The sequence below is a fragment of the Escherichia sp. KTE31 genome, from assembly GCF_000407925.1.
GTDB classification, from domain to species: Bacteria; Pseudomonadota; Gammaproteobacteria; order Enterobacterales; family Enterobacteriaceae; genus Escherichia; species Escherichia ruysiae.
In genome coordinates this window covers 511892-531447 of sequence record NZ_KE136722.1, presented here as the reverse complement: position 1 = coordinate 531447, position 19556 = coordinate 511892, and the positions used below count along the sequence as shown (strand labels likewise).

General features: G+C 51.0%; 24 protein-coding genes. 13 read left to right on the top strand and 11 right to left on the bottom strand.

Translation table 11 applies throughout. From position 1 onward, the window contains the following. The first annotated feature begins 12 nt into the window (after positions 1 to 12). Positions 13 to 291, top strand: coding sequence for a DNA-binding transcriptional regulator SfsB (gene sfsB, locus WES_RS18280; RefSeq protein WP_000445413.1), 279 nt, complete (start codon positions 13 to 15; stop codon positions 289 to 291). A 47-nt stretch (positions 292 to 338) separates the two neighbouring features. Here the strand turns inward: sfsB and murA are convergent, their stop codons facing one another. The 7 genes from murA to mlaF form a co-directional block, all read right to left on the bottom strand. Next, positions 339 to 1598, bottom strand: coding sequence for a UDP-N-acetylglucosamine 1-carboxyvinyltransferase (gene murA, locus WES_RS18285; RefSeq protein WP_016159477.1), 1260 nt, complete (start codon positions 1596 to 1598; stop codon positions 339 to 341). Positions 1599 to 1652: 54 nt separating this feature from the next. Further along, positions 1653 to 1907: a BolA family iron metabolism protein IbaG gene (ibaG, locus tag WES_RS18290; RefSeq protein ID WP_010346509.1), complete on the bottom strand. Its 255-nt coding sequence runs from the start codon at positions 1905 to 1907 to the stop codon at positions 1653 to 1655. A gap of 159 nt (positions 1908 to 2066) precedes the next feature. Then, a complete protein-coding gene (gene mlaB, locus WES_RS18295) occupies positions 2067 to 2360 on the bottom strand; it encodes a lipid asymmetry maintenance protein MlaB (protein WP_000004491.1) in 294 nt (97 codons plus the stop codon). Continuing rightward, entirely contained in the window at positions 2360 to 2995 is a 636-nt protein-coding gene (mlaC, locus tag WES_RS18300) for a phospholipid-binding protein MlaC (protein WP_000476484.1), read from the bottom strand. Before mlaC ends, mlaB begins: the two co-directional genes overlap by 1 nt. An 18-nt stretch (positions 2996 to 3013) precedes the next feature. After that, the gene (gene mlaD / locus WES_RS18305) at positions 3014 to 3565 is read right to left on the bottom strand and encodes an outer membrane lipid asymmetry maintenance protein MlaD (RefSeq protein WP_016159478.1); all 552 of its coding nucleotides are present in this window, start codon (positions 3563 to 3565) and stop codon (positions 3014 to 3016) included. 4 nt (positions 3566 to 3569) lie between these two features. Next, a complete protein-coding gene (gene mlaE, locus WES_RS18310) occupies positions 3570 to 4352 on the bottom strand; it encodes a lipid asymmetry maintenance ABC transporter permease subunit MlaE (protein WP_000925792.1) in 783 nt (260 codons plus the stop codon). Between the two features lie 7 nt (positions 4353 to 4359). Further along, positions 4360 to 5169, bottom strand: coding sequence for a phospholipid ABC transporter ATP-binding protein MlaF (mlaF, locus tag WES_RS18315; protein ID WP_000438245.1), 810 nt, complete (start codon positions 5167 to 5169; stop codon positions 4360 to 4362). Positions 5170 to 5377: 208 nt separating this feature from the next. Here mlaF and WES_RS18320 point away from each other — a divergent pair, with 208 nt between their 5' ends. The 12 genes from WES_RS18320 (at position 5378) to yrbL (ending at position 14196) form a co-directional block, all read left to right on the top strand. After that, complete coding sequence (locus WES_RS18320; RefSeq protein WP_000922893.1) at positions 5378 to 6355, top strand: calcium/sodium antiporter; 978 nt, start codon at positions 5378 to 5380, stop codon at positions 6353 to 6355. A 13-nt stretch (positions 6356 to 6368) separates the two neighbouring features. Continuing rightward, the gene (gene kdsD, locus WES_RS18325; protein ID WP_010346512.1) at positions 6369 to 7355 is read left to right on the top strand and encodes an arabinose-5-phosphate isomerase KdsD; all 987 of its coding nucleotides are present in this window, start codon (positions 6369 to 6371) and stop codon (positions 7353 to 7355) included. A 20-nt stretch (positions 7356 to 7375) separates the two neighbouring features. Next, the gene (gene kdsC / locus WES_RS18330; protein WP_016159479.1) at positions 7376 to 7942 is read left to right on the top strand and encodes a 3-deoxy-manno-octulosonate-8-phosphatase KdsC; all 567 of its coding nucleotides are present in this window, start codon (positions 7376 to 7378) and stop codon (positions 7940 to 7942) included. Further along, entirely contained in the window at positions 7939 to 8514 is a 576-nt protein-coding gene (gene lptC / locus WES_RS18335; protein ID WP_000030542.1) for an LPS export ABC transporter periplasmic protein LptC, read from the top strand. Before kdsC ends, lptC begins: the two co-directional genes overlap by 4 nt. Then, complete coding sequence (gene lptA / locus WES_RS18340; RefSeq protein ID WP_000669785.1) at positions 8483 to 9040, top strand: lipopolysaccharide ABC transporter substrate-binding protein LptA; 558 nt, start codon at positions 8483 to 8485, stop codon at positions 9038 to 9040. Before lptC ends, lptA begins: the two co-directional genes overlap by 32 nt. A 6-nt stretch (positions 9041 to 9046) precedes the next feature. Then, positions 9047 to 9772, top strand: coding sequence for an LPS export ABC transporter ATP-binding protein (gene lptB / locus WES_RS18345; RefSeq protein ID WP_000224099.1), 726 nt, complete (start codon positions 9047 to 9049; stop codon positions 9770 to 9772). A 47-nt stretch (positions 9773 to 9819) separates the two neighbouring features. Further along, entirely contained in the window at positions 9820 to 11253 is a 1434-nt protein-coding gene (rpoN, locus tag WES_RS18350) for an RNA polymerase factor sigma-54 (RefSeq protein WP_016159480.1), read from the top strand. Positions 11254 to 11275: 22 nt separating this feature from the next. Then, complete coding sequence (gene hpf / locus WES_RS18355) at positions 11276 to 11563, top strand: ribosome hibernation promoting factor (RefSeq protein WP_001176602.1); 288 nt, start codon at positions 11276 to 11278, stop codon at positions 11561 to 11563. Positions 11564 to 11680: 117 nt separating this feature from the next. Further along, positions 11681 to 12172 (top strand): PTS IIA-like nitrogen regulatory protein PtsN, encoded by a 492-nt coding sequence (gene ptsN / locus WES_RS18360; RefSeq protein ID WP_000183676.1) that lies wholly within the window; start codon positions 11681 to 11683, stop codon positions 12170 to 12172. 45 nt (positions 12173 to 12217) lie between these two features. Beyond that, on the top strand, positions 12218 to 13072 hold the full coding sequence (gene rapZ / locus WES_RS18365) for an RNase adapter RapZ (RefSeq protein ID WP_000243741.1): 855 nt from the start codon (positions 12218 to 12220) through the stop codon (positions 13070 to 13072). Beyond that, positions 13069 to 13341, top strand: a complete 273-nt coding sequence (npr, locus tag WES_RS18370; RefSeq protein ID WP_000216792.1) for a PTS phosphocarrier protein NPr — start codon at positions 13069 to 13071, stop codon at positions 13339 to 13341. The genes rapZ and npr overlap by 4 nt, the downstream gene beginning before the upstream one ends. A gap of 222 nt (positions 13342 to 13563) precedes the next feature. Continuing rightward, on the top strand, positions 13564 to 14196 hold the full coding sequence (yrbL, locus tag WES_RS18375; protein ID WP_000620403.1) for a PhoP regulatory network protein YrbL: 633 nt from the start codon (positions 13564 to 13566) through the stop codon (positions 14194 to 14196). Here the strand turns inward: yrbL and mtgA are convergent. The 4 genes from mtgA to WES_RS18395 form a co-directional block, all read right to left on the bottom strand. Next, the gene (gene mtgA, locus WES_RS18380; RefSeq protein WP_000047058.1) at positions 14193 to 14921 is read right to left on the bottom strand and encodes a monofunctional biosynthetic peptidoglycan transglycosylase; all 729 of its coding nucleotides are present in this window, start codon (positions 14919 to 14921) and stop codon (positions 14193 to 14195) included. The genes yrbL and mtgA overlap by 4 nt on opposite strands. Beyond that, positions 14918 to 15571, bottom strand: a complete 654-nt coding sequence (elbB, locus tag WES_RS18385; RefSeq protein WP_016159481.1) for an isoprenoid biosynthesis glyoxalase ElbB — start codon at positions 15569 to 15571, stop codon at positions 14918 to 14920. The genes mtgA and elbB overlap by 4 nt, the downstream gene beginning before the upstream one ends. A 229-nt stretch (positions 15572 to 15800) precedes the next feature. Continuing rightward, positions 15801 to 18137: an aerobic respiration two-component sensor histidine kinase ArcB gene (gene arcB, locus WES_RS18390; RefSeq protein ID WP_000809800.1), complete on the bottom strand. Its 2337-nt coding sequence runs from the start codon at positions 18135 to 18137 to the stop codon at positions 15801 to 15803. 95 nt (positions 18138 to 18232) lie between these two features. Beyond that, a complete protein-coding gene (locus WES_RS18395) occupies positions 18233 to 19162 on the bottom strand; it encodes a tRNA modification radical SAM protein MnmL/YtqA (RefSeq protein WP_016159482.1) in 930 nt (309 codons plus the stop codon). Positions 19163 to 19556: the final 394 nt, after the last annotated feature.

Genomic DNA, 19556 nt, shown 5'->3' with positions numbered 1-19556 from the left:
GAGTGAGGAAAGATGGAGAGTAATTTCATTGACTGGCATCCCGCTGACATCATTGCGGGTTTGCGCAAGAAGGGAACGTCAATGGCGGCGGAATCTCGCAGAAATGGTTTGAGTTCCTCGACGCTGGCAAATGCATTATCGCGTCCGTGGCCAAAGGGGGAGATGATTATTGCGAAAGCCCTGGGTACTGACCCATGGGTTATATGGCCATCACGCTACCATGATCCGCAGACACATGAGTTTATCGACAGAACGCAGTTAATGCGCAGCTACACTAAACCGAAAAAATGAGTGGTCTGGCGGTAGCCCCGCGAACGGGGCTGCCAGCTTTCAGACGATTACTCGCCTTTCACACGCTCGATATTCGCACCTAATGCACGCAATTTGTCTTCAATGCGTTCGTAGCCGCGATCGATGTGATAAATACGATCAACAACCGTAGTCCCTTCCGCAATACAGCCAGCCAGTACCAGACTTGCTGATGCACGCAGATCGGTCGCCATGACCTGTGCGCCGGAAAGTTTTTCGACACCGTGACAAATAACGGTATTGCTTTCAATCTCGGCTTGCGCGCCCATACGGCTCAGTTCTGGCACGTGCATAAAGCGGTTTTCAAAGACCGTTTCGGTGATGAATCCGGTGCCTTCTGCCACCAGGTTCAGCAGCGTGAACTGAGCCTGCATATCGGTCGGGAAAGCCGGATGCGGCGCGGTACGCACATTAACAGCCTTCGGACGGTTGCCATGCATATCCAGGCTAATCCAGTCCTCACCTACTTCAATGTCCGCTCCAGCGTCACGCAGTTTCGCCAGCACAGCGTCAAGAGTATCTGGCTGGGCGTTACGGCAGATAATTTTGCCGCGAGAGATTGCCGCTGCCACCAGGAACGTGCCGGTTTCGATGCGATCCGGCAGCACGCGATAGACACCGCCGCCTAGACGTTCCACACCTTCGATGACGATACGATCGGTGCCCTGACCGCTAATTTTCGCGCCCAGCGTAATCAGGAAGTTCGCGGTATCGACAATTTCCGGTTCACGCGCTGCGTTTTCAATAATCGTGGTGCCTTCCGCCAGGGTTGCAGCACACATGATGGTCACGGTTGCGCCGACGCTGACTTTATCCATCACGATATGCGCGCCTTTCAGACGCCCATCGACGGAAGCTTTTACGTAACCTTCTTCCAGTTTGATCGTTGCGCCTAATTGCTCAAGCCCGGAAATATGCAAATCAACCGGACGCGCACCAATCGTACAACCACCAGGTAGAGAAACCTGTCCCTGACCGAAACGTGCCACCAGCGGCCCCAGCGCCCAGATAGAGGCTCGCATGGTTTTGACCAAATCATAAGGTGCGCAGAATACATTAACGTCGCGGGCGTCAATATGCACAGACCCATTACGTTCTACTTTCGCACCCAGCTGGCTTAGCAGCTTCATTGATGTATCAACGTCTTTCAGTTTCGGGACGTTCTGGATCTCTACCGGTTCTTCCGCCAGTAGTGCGGCAAAAAGGATAGGCAGAGCAGCATTTTTAGCGCCGGAAATTGTGACTTCGCCCTGGAGCTTTGTTGGCCCCTGAACACGAAATTTATCCATTTAGTTTGTTCTCAGTTAACAATTCATATCCGCTACCGGCAAATCGCCCATAGCTCAAAAGCCGTTCAGTTTGCGATCTCGCGCCCACTCCGTAGGGGTATACGCTTTGATCGACACAGCATGAATGCGGTTATCCGCAATATATTCCATCAGCGGACCATAAACCGTCTGCTGTTTTTTAACCCGGCTCATGCCGTCAAACATCTCACCCACGGCAATAACCTGAAAGTGGCTGCCATCGCCGGAAACGTGGACTTCCTGGAGGGAGAGAGCGTTCATCAGCACGCTCTGAATTTCATTATTTTCCATGGGATCTTCATTCATCAGTTAATAAACCAGCAAAACATCTTAGAGCAAAGTTGCGCTGGCATAAATAAGCAAAAAGCCTTGCTGATAAATCAAACAAGGCTCGACTTGCAGGCGGATTTGCCGGACAGGCGGTTAACGCCTTATCCAGCCTGAAAAAATTTAACGAGGCAGGACATCAGACGGCAAATTATACAACTTTGCCAGGGTATACACCTTATCGTTTACCCCCTGAAGCGTCACGCTGTTGCCCTGCTTTTTCGCCAGATCGATAAGGTGGAGCAGCAGCGCCAGTCCACCAGTATCGACGCGGGACACGCGGCTAAGATCGATGCAGGTAATTCCCTTCACCGCTTCTTCACGCACTTCCCAAAGCGGTAGCAGTACGTCTTGATCCAACTCTCCGGTTAATACCAGAGTGTTGCCCGTCTGCACCCAGCTCAGTGACTCGCTCATTATTTTTTCTCTTCCAGAGTGATTTTCTGTTGAGAAATTGATTTCAGTTGCGCGGTCAGGCCGTCGATACCTTTGGTACGCAGTAGTGTCCCCCACTCGTTTTGTTTGGTGGTGATCATGCTGACGCCTTCAGCAATCATGTCGTAAGCCTGCCAGTTGCCAGTCTGGGAGTTTTTACGCCACTGGAAGTCCAGACGTACCGGCGGGCGACCATTCGGGTCAATAATAGTAACGCGAATAGGCACAATGGTTTTGTCACCCAGCGGCTGTTCTGGCGCAATCTGGTAAGTCTGCCCGTGATACATCGCCAGCGCCTGACCGTAAGCCTGCTTCAGGTACTCACGGAAAGCGGCAAAGTATGCATCACGTTGGGCTGGGGTCGCGCTCTTGTAGTACTGACCCAGTACCAGTGCACCAGCGTATTTCACCTGCACATACGGCAGCAGTTCCTGATCGACGATAGTACGCAGGTAATCCGGGTTGGCACGGATTTGCGGTTGCTCATTCTTCAGGCGATCGAACGTTTTCTGCGCCGCCTCGTCCATCAGCTTATACGGATTGGTCTGGTCTGCCGCAGTTGCCGCACTCAGCGGTGCAATCACCAGCAAAGCGACCATCATTAAACGTTTAAACATGCGTCGGTTCTCCTGAAATTATTTCGTTGTACCCACAGGTTCAGTGGTTTCATTATTACCTGGCGCAGCAGCTGGCGCATCGCCACTATTCTTATTGTCATCGCCTTTACTGCCGTAAAGGAACTGACCAATGAGATCTTCCAGCACCATCGCAGACTTGGTGTCCTGAATCGAATCGCCATCCTTCAGGATAGCAGTACCCAGTTCGGGGTCTTCAAAACCGACGTTTAACGCCAGATATTGCTCTCCAAGCAGGCCGGAAGTACGAATACTCAGCGAACTTGTGTCAGGAATGTGGTTATAACGTTGTTCAATTTCCAGCGTCACGCGCGGCAGATAGGTTTTCGGATCCAGCGTAATATCTGCCACCCGACCGACGACAACGCCGCCAATGCTGACCGGAGAGCGCGCTTTCAGGCCGCCAATGTTATCGAACGTCGCATAAAGCGTGTAGGTCGGTTCAGTACGTATGGACGTCACGTTTGCCGCCTTCAGGCAGACAAACAGCGCCGCCAGCAGTGCTGCTAATAAAAAGATACCCACCCAAATTTCATTTTTTTTCGTTTGCATGAACTCAATTCCCAAACATCAATGCGGTCAGCACAAAATCCAGCCCCAGAACAGCCAGAGACGAGTGGACAACGGTGCGAGTGGTTGCCCGGCTAATCCCGGCAGAAGTCGGGATGGCGTCGTAGCCGTTAAACAACGAAATCCACGTCACCGTAATGGCGAACACCACGCTCTTAATCAGACAGTTGACCAGATCCATACGCCAGTCGACGGCGTTTTGCATTGCCGACCAGAAGAATCCGCTATCAATACCTTTCCAGCTAACGCCGACCAGCGATCCGCCCCAGATCCCCACGGCGACGAAAATAATCGTCAGCAATGGCAATGAAATAACCCCAGCCCAGAAACGCGGAGAAATAACCCGACGCAGCGGATCGACCGCCATCATCTCCATGCTGGAGAGCTGCTCTGTGGCGCGCATCAAGCCGATTTCTGCGGTTAGCGCCGAACCGGCACGCCCGGCAAACAGTAACGCAGCAACCACAGGTCCCAGTTCACGCAGCAGCGATAACGCCACCAGCATACCCAGACTGGTTTCCGCACTATAGGTGGTCAGAACCAGATAACCTTGCAGACCCAGCACCATTCCGATGAACACGCCAGAAACTACAATAATCAGCATCGACAGGACGCCGACATTATAGAGCTGGCGCACCAGCAGCGGCGCATGTTTGCGAAATTCCGGTTTGCCTACCAGCGCATTGAATAACATTAACCCGGCCCGCCCGAACGTTCTCAGGGTTTTAATCCCTTTATGTCCAAGCGAGGCCAGCGCATTTAACAGCATGAGTGGCTTAACTCCCTGGTAAAAGATCAGCGTGATAATCGCCGGCAGGATAGCGGAACGGAACAGGTCCGTCAGCTATCCCGTCCAGAAACTGACGTACGCGCGGATCAGGATTCGCCTGCAACGCCTGGGCGCTACCGTGAGCGACAATTTTTTTATCCGCCAGAATCCAGGCGTGATCCGCAATACTTAAGACTTCCGGCACATCATGAGAAACTACCACGCAAGTCACGCCCAACGCGCTGTTCAGCTCAGAAATCAGCTTCACCAGTACGCCCATAGTGATCGGATCCTGCCCAACAAACGGTTCATCAAACATGATGAGATCCGGCTCCAGGGCAATCGCACGCGCCAGTGCAGCGCGACGAGCCATCCCGCCGGAAAGTTCAGAAGGCATAAGTTTAGCCGCTCCACGCAGCCCTACAGCTTCCAGCTTCATCATCACCGTGCTATGCAACAATGGCGCAGGAAGCTGGGTATGTTCGCGCAGTGGATAGGCCACGTTGTCAAATACGTTCATATCTGTGAACAACGCCCCGGACTGAAACAACATGCTCATCCGTTTACGCACAGTGTACAGGCGCGAACGAGACATCGCCGGAATATTCTCGCCATCAAAAAGGATCTCACCGTGATCTGGTGCGATTTGCCCGCCAATCAGACGGAGTAGCGTCGTTTTACCGATGCCCGATGGCCCCATGATTGCCGTGATCTTCCCTCGCGGCACGGTCAGGGAAATATTATCGAAGATGCAGCGATTGCCACGCGTAAAACTGACATCGCGCATATCGACTAAATTCGCCACAGACTGCTCCATAATTCACCCTTCGTCTTGCGTTGATTTTCTAAGCATGGCGCTCAATTTAACCTTGAACCCAACATATTTACAGAATATTACCCGCCGTGGTTAGCTAAAGCTGGCATTTGTTTTACTTTTTAGCCGCATAAAGTCAAAATTAAGAATCCGTTACGGCTTTCTGAGAATCTTCAGCGACCGGCGAGTATACCTGAAGAAAGGACGTTAGATGCTTTTAGCTACGGCACTGTTAATTGTTGGTTTACTTTTGGTCGTATACAGTGCCGATCGTCTGGTATTTGCCGCTTCCATTCTTTGCCGCACTTTTGGCATCCCTCCGCTGATCATTGGCATGACTGTGGTCAGTATTGGCACGTCACTTCCAGAAATTATTGTTTCGCTTGCCGCGTCGCTGCACGAACAACGCGATTTAGCCGTCGGCACGGCGCTTGGCTCAAACATTATCAATATCTTGCTGATCCTAGGTCTGACCGCACTGGTGCGCCCTTTTACCGTCCATTCCGATGTTCTGCGCCGCGAGTTACCATTAATGTTATTCGTCAGCGTGGTAGCCGGTTCCGTACTCTATGACGGACAACTTAGTCGCAGCGATGGTATCTTTCTCCTTTTTCTGGCTGTGCTATGGCTGCTGTTCATTGTTAAACTTGCACATCAGGCCGAACGTCAGGGAACCGATAGCCTGACCAGAGAGCAGCTTGCAGAGCTACCGCGTGAAGGCGGTTTACCCGTCGCATTTTTATGGCTTGGCATTGCGCTGATCATCATGCCAGTGGCTACGCGGATGGTGATTGATAACGCCACCGTACTGGCGAATTACTTTGCCATCAGCGAATTAACTATTGGTCTGACGGCAATCGCTATCGGCACTAGTCTGCCGGAACTGGCAACCGCGATAGCTGGTGTTCGCAAAGGTGAAAACGACATCGCCATCGGTAATATCATTGGCGCGAATATTTTTAATATCGTCATCGTACTGGGTCTGCCGGCGCTGATTACGCCAGGGGAGGTTAACCCACTGGCGTACAGCCGTGACTACAGCGTGATGTTGTTGGTAAGCATTATTTTTGCGTTGCTGTGCTGGCGACGCTCCCCGCAACCGGGCCGTGGCGTAGGGGTATTATTAACAGGCGGATTTATCGTATGGCTGGCGATGTTGTACTGGTTATCGCCAATACTCGTTGAATAACTGGAAACGCATTATGTCGCACGTAGAGTTGCAACCGGGTTTTGACTTTCAGCAAGCAGGTAAAGAAGTCCTGGCGATTGAACGTGAATGCCTGGCGGAGCTTGATCAATACATCAATCAGAATTTCGCGCTCGCTTGCGAAAAGATGTTTTGGTGTAAAGGCAAAGTCGTGGTTATGGGGATGGGCAAATCGGGACACATTGGACGCAAAATGGCCGCGACCTTTGCCAGCACCGGTACTCCGTCATTTTTCGTCCATCCTGGCGAAGCCGCGCATGGTGATTTAGGCATGGTCACCCCGCAGGATGTGGTAATTGCTATCTCTAACTCTGGTGAATCCAGCGAAATCAATGCCTTGATTCCGGTGCTTAAGCGTCTTCACGTGCCGTTAATCTGCATTACCGGTCGCCCGGAGAGCAGCATGGCGCGCGCCGCAGACGTGCATCTGTGTGTTAAAGTAGCGAAAGAAGCCTGTCCGTTGGGGCTGGCACCGACCAGCAGCACCACTGCCACGCTGGTTATGGGCGATGCGCTCGCCGTCGCTCTGTTAAAAGCGCGCGGCTTTACCGCCGAAGATTTTGCGCTCTCACATCCCGGCGGCGCACTGGGTCGTAAACTTCTGCTGCGCGTAAACGATATTATGCATACGGGTGATGAGATCCCGCATGTTAAAAAAACCGCCAGCCTGCGCGATGCATTACTGGAAGTTACCCGCAAAAATCTTGGTATGACCGTCATTTGCGATGACAATATGATGATTGAAGGCATCTTTACCGACGGTGATTTACGCCGTGTCTTCGATATGGGCGTGGATGTCCGTCAATTAAGTATTGCCGATGTGATGACGCCGGGGGGAATTCGCGTACGCCCTGGCATTCTGGCCGTTGAGGCACTGAACTTAATGCAGTCCCGCCATATCACCTCCGTAATGGTTGCCGATGGCGACCATTTACTCGGTGTGTTACATATGCATGATTTACTGCGTGCTGGCGTAGTGTAAAGATTCAAGGATAAACAACAATGAATAAAGCAGGTGCGTCACTTGAGACCTGTTACGGCCCTGTCAGTGCCGACGTTATGGCAAAAGCAGAAAATATTCGTCTGCTGATCCTTGACGTCGATGGCGTGCTGTCAGATGGCCTGATTTATATGGGCAACAACGGCGAAGAACTTAAAGCGTTCAATGTTCGTGATGGTTATGGCATGCGTTGTGCGCTCACCTCTGATATTGAAGTCGCCATCATTACCGGGCGAAAGGCTAAACTGGTAGAAGATCGCTGTGCCACATTGGGGATTACTCACTTGTATCAGGGGCAGTCGAATAAACTTATCGCCTTTAGCGATCTGCTGGAAAAACTGGCGATCGCCCCGGAAAACGTGGCTTACGTTGGGGATGATCTCATCGACTGGCCGGTAATGGAAAAAGTGGGTCTAAGCGTAGCCGTGGCCGATGCGCACCCGCTGTTGCTTTCGCGCGCCGATTACGTGACTCGCATTACTGGCGGTCGTGGCGCAGTGCGTGAAGTTTGCGACTTATTACTCCTGGCGCAGGGCAAACTGGATGAAGCCAAAGGGCAATCGATATGAGTAAAGCCAGACGTTGGGTTATCATTGTGCTATCACTGGCGGTTCTGGTGATGATCGGTATTAACATGACCGAGAAAGACGATACCGCCCAGGTGGTCGTCAACAACAATGATCCCACCTATAAAAGCGAGCATACGGACACGCTCGTCTATAACCCAGAAGGGGCGCTAAGCTATCGATTGATTGCTCAACACGTTGAATATTATTCCGATCAGGCCGTTTCGTGGTTTACGCAACCGGTACTTACTACGTTTGATAAGGATAAAATCCCGACATGGTCCGTAAAAGCGGATAAAGCCAAGCTGACCAATGATCGGATGCTCTATTTATATGGACACGTTGAAGTCAACGCACTCGTGCCGGACTCTCAACTTCGCAGAATCACGACGGATAACGCGCAGATCAATCTGGTGACGCAGGATGTTACCTCTGAAGACCTCGTCACGTTATACGGAACAACATTTAACTCCAGCGGTCTGAAAATGCGCGGCAACTTACGCAGCAAGAATGCCGAGCTGATTGAAAAGGTTAGAACATCCTATGAAATTCAAAACAAACAAACTCAGCCTTAATCTTGTGCTTGCCAGCTCACTTCTGGCCGCCAGTATTCCGGCATTTGCCGTTACCGGAGACACTGACCAGCCGATTCACATTGAATCGGATCAGCAATCTCTTGATATGCAAGGCAACGTGGTCACCTTCACGGGTAACGTCATTGTGACCCAAGGCACCATCAAAATTAATGCCGATAAAGTGGTCGTTACCCGTCCGGGCGGCGAGCAGGGCAAAGAAGTGATCGATGGCTACGGTAAGCCAGCGACGTTCTATCAGATGCAGGACAACGGTAAACCTGTCGAAGGTCACGCTTCCCAGATGCATTACGAACTGGCGAAAGATTTTGTCGTTCTGACCGGTAATGCTTATCTGCAGCAGGTCGATAGCAATATAAAGGGCGATAAAATCACTTATCTGGTGAAAGAGCAGAAAATGCAGGCTTTCAGCGATAAAGGTAAGCGCGTAACCACCGTTCTGGTGCCGTCGCAGTTGCAGGATAAAAACAACAAAGGCCAGACCCCGGCACAGAAGAAAGGTAATTAATTCGTTATGGCAACATTAACAGCAAAGAACCTTGCAAAAGCCTACAAGGGTCGCCGCGTGGTGGAAGACGTCAGTCTGACCGTCAACTCCGGGGAAATTGTTGGTCTGCTGGGGCCAAACGGTGCCGGTAAGACCACCACTTTCTACATGGTTGTTGGCATTGTGCCGCGCGATGCAGGCAACATCATTATTGATGATGACGATATCAGTCTGCTGCCATTACACGCGCGCGCGCGCCGTGGTATCGGCTATCTGCCGCAGGAAGCCTCCATTTTCCGCCGCCTCAGCGTTTACGATAACCTGATGGCGGTACTGCAAATTCGTGACGACTTGTCTGCTGAACAACGTGAAGACCGCGCGAACGAGCTGATGGAAGAGTTTCACATTGAGCACCTGCGTGACAGCATGGGGCAATCGCTCTCCGGTGGTGAACGTCGCCGTGTAGAAATTGCCCGCGCACTGGCTGCGAATCCGAAATTTATTCTGCTTGATGAACCGTTTGCCGGGGTTGACCCGATCTCGGTTATCGACATCAAACGCATCATTGAGCACCTGCGCGACAGCGGCCTGGGTGTGCTGATCACTGACCATAACGTGCGTGAAACACTGGCAGTTTGTGAACGCGCTTATATCGTCAGTCAGGGGCATTTGATCGCCCACGGCACACCTACAGAAATCTTACAAGACGAACATGTTAAGCGTGTATACCTTGGGGAAGACTTCAGACTCTGATAGGGTAGAAGCTCGCGACGTTTTAGCAGGAGAGTACGATTCTGAACATGAAGCAAGGTTTGCAACTCAGGCTTAGTCAGCAACTGGCGATGACGCCTCAGCTACAACAGGCAATTCGTCTGTTGCAGCTGTCCACGCTGGAACTTCAACAGGAGCTGCAGCAGGCGCTGGAGAGTAATCCACTGCTTGAGCAAATCGACACTCATGATGAAATCGACACTCACGAAACGCCAGACAGCGAAACGCTGGACACCGCTGACGCGCTCGAACAAAAAGAGATGCCGGAAGAACTGCCGCTCGATGCCAGTTGGGACACCATCTACACTGCCGGTACGCCGTCCGGCACCAGCGGTGACTACATTGACGACGAACTGCCAGTCTATCAAGGCGAAACGACGCAGACCTTGCAGGATTATCTGATGTGGCAGGTCGAACTGACGCCGTTTTCCGACACTGACCGCGCTATCGCCACCTCCATCGTTGATGCCGTTGATGATACCGGTTATCTCACCGTCCCACTGGAAGATATTCTCGAAAGCATGGGCGATGAAGAGATCGACATCGATGAAGTTGAAGCGGTCCTCAAGCGGATCCAACGGTTTGACCCGGTCGGTGTAGCGGCGAAAGATCTGCGCGACTGCCTGCTGATCCAACTCTCCCAATTCGACAAAACGACGCCGTGGCTGGAAGAAGCTCGACTGATCATTAGCGATCACCTTGATCTACTGGCGAATCACGACTTCCGCACACTAATGCGCGTAACTCGTCTAAAAGAAGATGTGCTGAAAGAAGCCGTCAATCTGATCCAGTCACTCGATCCTCGCCCCGGTCAGTCGATCCAGACCGGCGAACCGGAATATGTCATTCCAGATGTGTTGGTGCGTAAGCATAACGACCACTGGACGGTGGAACTCAACAGCGACAGTATTCCGCGTCTGCAAATCAACCAGCACTATGCCTCGATGTGTAATAGCACACGTAACGATGGCGACAGCCAGTTTATCCGCAGCAATCTGCAGGATGCCAAATGGTTGATTAAGAGTCTGGAAAGTCGTAACGATACGCTACTGCGCGTGAGTCGCTGTATTGTTGAACAGCAGCAAGCCTTCTTTGAGCAAGGCGAAGAATATATGAAACCGATGGTACTGGCCGACATCGCCCAGGCTGTCGAAATGCATGAATCGACGATATCTCGCGTGACCACGCAAAAGTACCTGCATAGTCCACGAGGCATTTTTGAACTGAAGTATTTTTTCTCCAGTCACGTCAATACCGAGGGCGGCGGCGAAGCCTCGTCCACGGCGATTCGTGCGCTGGTGAAGAAATTAATCGCGGCGGAAAACCCAGCGAAACCGTTGAGCGACAGCAAGTTAACCTCTTTGCTGTCGGAACAAGGTATCATGGTGGCACGCCGCACTGTTGCGAAATACCGAGAGTCTTTATCCATTCCGCCGTCAAACCAGCGTAAACAGCTCGTTTGACCCAACCGATAAGGAAGACACTATGCAGCTCAACATTACCGGAAATAACGTCGAGATCACCGAGGCCCTGCGCGAATTTGTCACATCAAAATTTGCCAAACTTGAGCAATATTTTGACCGAATCAACCAGGTCTATGTTGTTCTGAAAGTGGAGAAAGTCACCCATACCTCAGATGCAACACTGCATGTAAACGGTGGCGAGATTCATGCCAGCGCGGAAGGTCAGGACATGTACGCTGCCATTGATGGCTTAATTGATAAGCTGGCACGCCAGTTGACCAAGCATAAAGATAAATTGAAACAACACTAATTGTCCGGGCAATTAGCAAGTGCATGGCGGCCTGTTGTGCGACACAACGGGCCATTTGTACGGTTAATGCTCCGAACCTGTTCCACTGTTTGAGTGGGCAGGTTCTTAGGTGAAATTATGACAAATAATGATACAACTCTACAGCTTAGCAGTGTTCTTAACAGGGAATGTACGCGAAGCCGCGTCCACTGTCAGAGCAAAAAACGTGCACTGGAAATTATCAGCGAACTGGCTGCGAAACAACTCAGCCTGCCGCCTCAGGTGGTTTTTGAAGCTATTCTGACGCGGGAAAAAATGGGCAGTACCGGTATCGGTAATGGCATTGCCATTCCGCATGGCAAACTGGAAGAAGATACTCTGCGTGCCGTTGGTGTTTTCGTTCAGCTCGAAACGCCTATAGCTTTCGATGCCATCGACAACCAACCGGTGGACTTACTTTTTGCCCTGCTGGTGCCGGCTGACCAAACCAAAACGCACCTGCATACTCTTTCGCTGGTGGCGAAACGTCTGGCGGACAAAACCATCTGCCGCCGTTTACGCGCAGCCCAGAGTGATGAAGAGCTGTATCAAATCATTACGGATACCGAAGGTACTCCGGATGAAGCGTAGTTATTCTGTAATGTCTCTTTTAGACGTTGTGAGGAGAAACAGTACATGGTACTGATGATCGTCAGCGGACGTTCAGGCTCAGGTAAATCTGTCGCCCTTCGTGCGCTGGAAGATATGGGTTTTTACTGCGTGGATAACCTTCCCGTAGTGCTGTTACCCGATCTGGCTCGCACGCTCGCCGATCGCGAGATTTCTGCCGCCGTCAGCATTGATGTTCGTAATATGCCGGAGTCACCAGAAATATTCGAACAGGCGATGAGTAACCTGCCTGATGCTTTCTCACCGCAACTGCTGTTCCTGGATGCCGATCGTAACACCCTGATTCGTCGTTACAGTGATACGCGCCGCCTGCATCCGCTCTCCAGCAAGAACCTGTCGCTGGAAAGTGCTATCGACAAAGAAAGCGATCTGCTGGAGCCACTGCGTTCGCGGGCAGATTTGATTGTCGATACCTCAGAAATGTCCGTTCATGAACTGGCAGAAATGTTGCGTACCCGTTTGCTGGGTAAACGCGAGCGTGAACTGACGATGGTCTTTGAGTCCTTCGGCTTCAAACACGGCATTCCTATTGATGCAGATTATGTCTTTGATGTGCGCTTCCTGCCGAACCCGCACTGGGACCCGAAACTGCGTCCAATGACAGGTCTTGATAAACCTGTCGCCGCGTTCCTCGACCGCCACACAGAAGTACACAATTTTATCTACCAGACGCGAAGCTACCTTGAGCTATGGTTACCTATGCTGGAAACCAACAACCGTAGCTACCTGACGGTCGCCATTGGTTGTACCGGCGGGAAGCACCGTTCGGTGTATATTGCAGAACAGCTGGCAGACTACTTCCGCTCGCGCGGTAAAAACGTCCAGTCACGCCATCGTACGCTGGAAAAACGTAAACCATGACCGTCAAGCAAACTGTTGAAATCACAAACAAGCTGGGCATGCATGCCCGGCCTGCCATGAAACTCTTTGAATTAATGCAGGGTTTTGACGCTGAAGTGCTGTTACGTAATGACGAAGGCACCGAGGCTGAAGCGAACAGCGTTATTGCGCTACTGATGCTGGACTCCGCCAAAGGACGGCAGATTGAAGTCGAAGCGACCGGTCCACAGGAAGTGGAAGCACTGGCCGCCGTTATCGCCCTCTTTAACTCTGGTTTCGATGAAGATTAATCTTCATAACCCTGACGCTTAATTCCCCCGGATACACACCTTCAGCCCTTAAGGGTGAAAAATGTACAAGCGGAAAATGTCCTCATTTTTCGCGGCTTGTACATTTTGTGCTCTTTTCTGTGCGTACAAAACCTTAAGAAAACCTTAAAAAGCCTTGTTTAGGTTTTGTTTAAGTTAAGCCCTCATACTGGAGACTGTCAGAAAATATTTCCAGGAGATGGCATGATTCGCTTATCTGAACAAAGTCCCCTGGGCACCGGAAGACATCGGAAATGTTACGCGCATCCGGAAGATGCCCAACGCTGTATCAAGATTGTCTATCACCGTGGCGACGGTGGTGATAAAGAGATCCGCCGTGAGTTAAAGTACTACGCGCATCTTGGTCGTCGGTTAAAAGACTGGAGCGGTATTCCACGCTATCACGGTACGGTTGAAACTGATTGCGGGACCGGTTATGTCTACGATGTCATTGCCGATTTTGATGGCAAACCGTCTATTACATTGACCGAATTTGCTGAACAATGCCGTTACGAAGAAGATATCGCGCAACTGCGCCAGCTACTGAAACAATTGAAGCGTTATTTGCAGGATAACCGCATTGTGACGATGTCGCTGAAGCCGCAGAATATTCTTTGTCACCGCATCAGCGAGTCAGAAATTATTCCCGTCGTCTGTGACAACATTGGTGAAAGCACGTGGATTCCGTTAGCGACCTGGTCGAAGTGGTGTTGTTTACGTAAACAAGAGCGGTTGTGGCAACGTTTTATCGCTCAACCCGCGTTATCGGTTGCCCTGAAGAAAGACGCACAACTCAGTGAGAACAAGAAACTCTCCCTCACCTCGCGCGAAGCTTAATCCAGTTGATGTTGCCGCATAAAAGATTCACCGCCCAACTGATGCATCTGCCGTAAAATCCACGCCTGACGGCTACGCACGTAGCCTGAGGGTGCGGAAGCTTTAAAGCGTAGTGGGTTCGGAAGTACTGCTGCCAGTAAGGCAGCCTCCGACTGAGTGAGTTTGCTCGCGGGTTTATGGAAATAGCGTTGCGCTGCGGCTTCAACACCAAACACACCATCGCCAAATTCGGCAATATTCAGATAAACCGTCAGGATGCGTTTTTTGCTCCAGACCGTTTCTATCCCCAATGTCAGACCTGCTTCCAGCCCTTTACGTATCCAGCTACGTCCATCCCATAAAAAGAGGTTTTTGGCTGTCTGCTGGGAAAGCGTTGATGCGCCGCGAATACGATTTTCATTGCGCTCGTTGTGCGCCAGAGCTTTCTCAATGGAAGCGACATCAAAGCCCCAGTGCTCAGGGAATTTCTGATCTTCTGCGGCAATCACCGCCAGCCCCATCCACGGCGATATTTGATCCATACTGACCCAGTCAGAATGTGCCACGTAACGAAAATTGCCGTGCAGCCATGCACTGACCTGTCGCTCGACCATTACCGCTGAGAACGGAACGGGCGCTATGCTAAACAACGCGATGCCCCCGCCCCATAAAACGGCGAGGACAACCACTAACCGCAGAAGAAAACGACGAACGAAACCGAACGCCGTTAAGCGGCTTTTACTCATTCAGCCAGAACCAGCACGCGAGAAACCAGCTTATCAATGCCGTTCGCCGCTTCCGCAATGTTCTGTGCCAACATATAAGCCGGTGTAGTGACAATCTTACTGTCTTCATCAACAACGATATCATCGACCGGACATGGCACATGCTCCGCGCCCATCGCTTCCAGCACTTCTGCGGTATCGATATCAGTACCGATGGTCAAACGCAGCGGGAAATCGAAAATTTTCGGCAGCATCGCCGGGGCAATACACATAAAACCAAGCGGTTTACCGGCCTGATGCATCGCTTGCGCCAACGCCTTTAATTCACGATCAACGGTGCATTCACTGCCAAGGCTGGCAAAATTGCTTAAATTCTTCGCCGCGCCAAAGCCACCCGGCACAATCAACGCATCCAGTTCGGCAGCATCGGCCTGAGCCAGAGGACGGATCTCACCACGCGCAATACGCGCGGCTTCAATCAGCACATTGCGCGATTCCGCCATCGCCTCGCCGGTTAAATGGTTGATAACGTCAACCTGCTGCTTATCCGGCGCAAAGCAGACCGCCTGCGCACCGCTGCGTGAAATAGCTAACAACGTCAACACCGCTTCATGAATTTCAGAACCGTCATAGACGCCGCACCCGCTCAGAACTACGCCAATTTTCTTCATTGTGATCATCCTTTCGCAACTGACTGAAACACATTAATCTTTTTAATAAAAATGCTACGCATCACACATTTAACTGATTCATGTAACAAATCATTTAAGATTTGCTATCTTAACTGCGTGCGGCCTGAAAAACAGTGCTGCGCCCTTGTAACTCATCATAATAATTTACGGCGCAGCCAAGATTTCCCTGGTGTTGGCGCAGTATTCGCGCACCCCGGTCTAGCCGGGGTCATTTTTTAGTGGCTTTTGCCACCCACGCTTTCAGCACGTCTACGTCGTGACGCCACTCTTCTTTCATCTCTTCAATCCATTCACCTACGTTATCTTCCCACGCAGGAAGGTCAGGAGATTGAATTTGCTGACCCAGCTGTTGTAGATGGCGTAACCCCACTGAACCTGCCGCGCCTTTAATTTTATGCCCTTCCTCGACGATGCCTTTTTTATCCTGCGCCGTCAGGTTCGACTCCAGTACACTCACATAGCCCGGCATCATTTTCTCAAACACCGCCAGTCCATCGGTAATCAACTTCGGCCCTACAAGTTCGAGATACTGTTCCAGCATGGGTATATCGAGTAATGCTTCAGATTTGCTGTTCTCTTCTGTCGTCACCGTGCTCTCCTCATCATCCTGGGTATCCCAGAATTTCTTGATCATCGCGGTTAGCGCCGGTACGGAAAGCGGCTTACTCAGCACATCATCCATTCCAGCATTGAGGTACTCTTGTTTATCTTTCAGCACATTGGCGGTTAAAGCCACCAGCGGCGGTAAATCTTCGCGCGGATAACGCTTCGTCAGTTCACGAGAGATATCCAGCCCGGTCATATCTGGCAACTGAATATCCAGCAATACCAGGTCGTATTCGCCTGGTTTAAACATCTCCAGCGCCGCCTTGCCGGTCATTGCTACATCAACGCTGTTACCCAATTTTTCCAGTACAGAACGCGCGACAATAACGTTCAGTTCAATGTCTTCCACCAGCAGCACATTCAGCGCCGGTAAAGGCATATCGTCTTCGTCAAACGCGTCATCGACCTCTTCTGCCACCGACGGTGCGTGGATCGTCAACCTAAAGGTAGAACCCTTGCCCTGTTCGCTGGTGACGGTGATATCGCCGCCCATATTTTTCGCCAGCCGACGAGAAACCGCCAGGCCAATGCCGGTGCCGGTGGCAGGTTTACCACCGTGACTGTCTTTCACCTGATAATACATGGCAAAAATTTTATCCAGCTCATCCTGCGGAATACCGATGCCAGAGTCTTCCACTTCAAAATGCAGCATGTCGCCTTCATCGTAGCGCACGCGCACGGTAACCTGCCCTTGCTGGGTGAATTTGACGGCGTTACTGATGAGATTCCACAGGATCTGCCGTAAACGCGTACCGTCGGTAATGATCTGATGCGGTAATGGTAGCGTCGGTTCCAGAATAAAACGCAGCCCTTTTTGTTGCGCCTGCAATGCGGAGAGATTTTCCAGATCGGCAAGGAAACTGGTGAAATCAACCGGCTGGTTATCAAGCTGAACTTTACGCCGCTCCATCTTATCCATGTCGATAATATCGTTAAAAATATTCCCCAAAGTGACGGCGGAAACATGGATGGTTTTGAGATATTTTTCCTGCTCAGCAGTGAGTTCGGTATCCAGCAGAATGCGGCTTAAACCAACGATACCATTCAGCGGTGTACGCAATTCGTGACTGATGGTGGAGATAAAAGTCGTTTTGTCGCGGCTGGCACGTTCGAGCGCATCCTGATACCGCTTACGCTCGGTAATGTCACGACCAAACCCCATCAAACCGTGGCGTTTACCCACGCGGTCGTAGTACGGCACTTTACGGATTTCAAAGCAGGCTTTGCGTCCGTCGGGATAATCCAGCCACTGCTCATAGGTCAGTGACACATTATGACGGAACACTTTTTCATCGGTCTCAATGACTTTCGCGGCGGCTTCCGGTGAGTAAACATCAGCAGGTTTCAGATGAACCAGTTGTTTTTCGCTCTTCCCGGTTAGCAATTCCATTGCGCGGTTACAGCCGGAAAACTCTTTATCTTCGTTACGGTAAAAAACCAGGTCTGGAGAGGCGTCAAGGAAGGAACGTAAGAAAGAGGATTGCTGTTCGAGCTGAATTTGTGTCTCTTCACGCTCTTTGATTTCAATTTTCAGCTGACCGAAGGTTTCCTGCAATTCAGCTTCCGCTTTTTCACGAACGGCAATTTCCTGATTAAGCTGGGTAATATTGTCTTTTAACTGAACGTTGAGGCTCAGATCGCGCTCACGCATCTCCTCCAGTTTTTGCACTAACCGTGACAGACGTTGTCGTGACTCCTCCAGTTGCTCTACAACCACCGAAAGAAAGTAGACCGCCCACGGCGTAATCAGCAGACCAAAGAAGATAGAACGAATAACATCAATGCTTTCGACCTGACCATGCAGCACCATGGTCACCGCCATTTGTACCACAATGGCGAGAACGACAAGGGCCAGCGCCAGCAACATTGAGAAGCGCACCAGACCTAACTTCATCATCAGGTCAACATAATACTGTGCCAGCAGACGAATTTGCTTCATTAGGGAATTCCTTCACGACAACCTGCCCCAATAATACCCAATTCTGACAGTTACGTTATAAATTGTGTGAGAAATGCGGAATTCCCCTCAATGGCCTACACCGTTGGAGGTAGCCACGGACGTCCCAGCGCCGATCCTTGTACGCCATGTTCATTCAGATAACGATCCAGCTCGACCATTCCCGTCCAGCGATTTTCACACCACAGCGGAGCAAGTAGCGTCGGGCGACGGGCGCTGGCGGAAATTCGGTGGTAGATAACCTCCGGTGGCGTATGGCGAATCATCTCCCCGGCGGTTAGCGTGTAATCCTCCAGTTCAATGCCATTCAAACGCCCCGCTTCCCAGGCTTTCGCCATAATACTGCCTTTCACGATATGCAGCGGATGAAGCTTTATGCCGTCCACGCCGGTTTCAACCACTCGCTCCAGCGTTTGCAAACATTCAGCCCGCCCTTCGCCAGGCAGGCCAACAATTAAATGAGAACACACCTTCAGTCCACGCTGACGCGCCAGCTGGGTTGTGCGCTGATAGCAGGCAAAATCATGTCCGCGATTGATGCGATGCAGCGTTTTGTCATGCGCGGTTTGCAGCCCCAGCTCCAGCCACACTTCGTAGCCCTGGTCTTTATATTCACAAAGCAGATCCAACACCGCATCCGGCACGCAGTCCGGGCGCGTACCAACACACAAACCGACAATATTGGCCTGGCTCACCGCCTGTTGATACATGGAACGCAGCACCTGAACTTCCGCAAAGGTGCTTGTATAAGCCTGAAAGTAGGCCAGATAGCGTTTCGCGCGGTTAACCAGATTCGCCTGATGCGCCAGTTGTTCGGCAATGGAGCGATGCTGCTGTGCTTCGTCGGCAAACGAAGCAACATTACAGAATGTGCATCCGCCGCGTCCGATGGTTCCGTCACGATTCGGGCAGCTAAAACCGCCATGCAGCGTCAGTTTATGCACCTTTTGCCCGTAACGACGGGTAAGATCCCCACCAAACATATTGACTAATTTCTGTAACTGCATAATCTGATAGACCGCGCCTTGAAAAGAGGCCAAAGCCTGCCATTTTTAGCTCAATTCGGCGATGACCTGGATCAATCGCCCCGGCCTGCTTATATCAACTGCATAATAAATCACAATTACTGAAATTTAATGCAATAGCACATAAATTACTTTTGCTTATCTTGCGTCGGATTTTTTTATCCGCTAATGGATTTTAAACAAAAACAGTAGCATGAAATGCCTTTTCCTCTTAAGGCAGTATAAAACACTGCTTCAAACGTCAATTCAAGGCAGGATAAGGGTTAACACGCCGCTATAGTAGTCAGGCACTCAACGTTTTCCTTTTTCCCCTCCCATTAATAAAGAACAACAAATTCAGTTTAAATTCAATAAATTAACAAATAGTTTTGCGCTA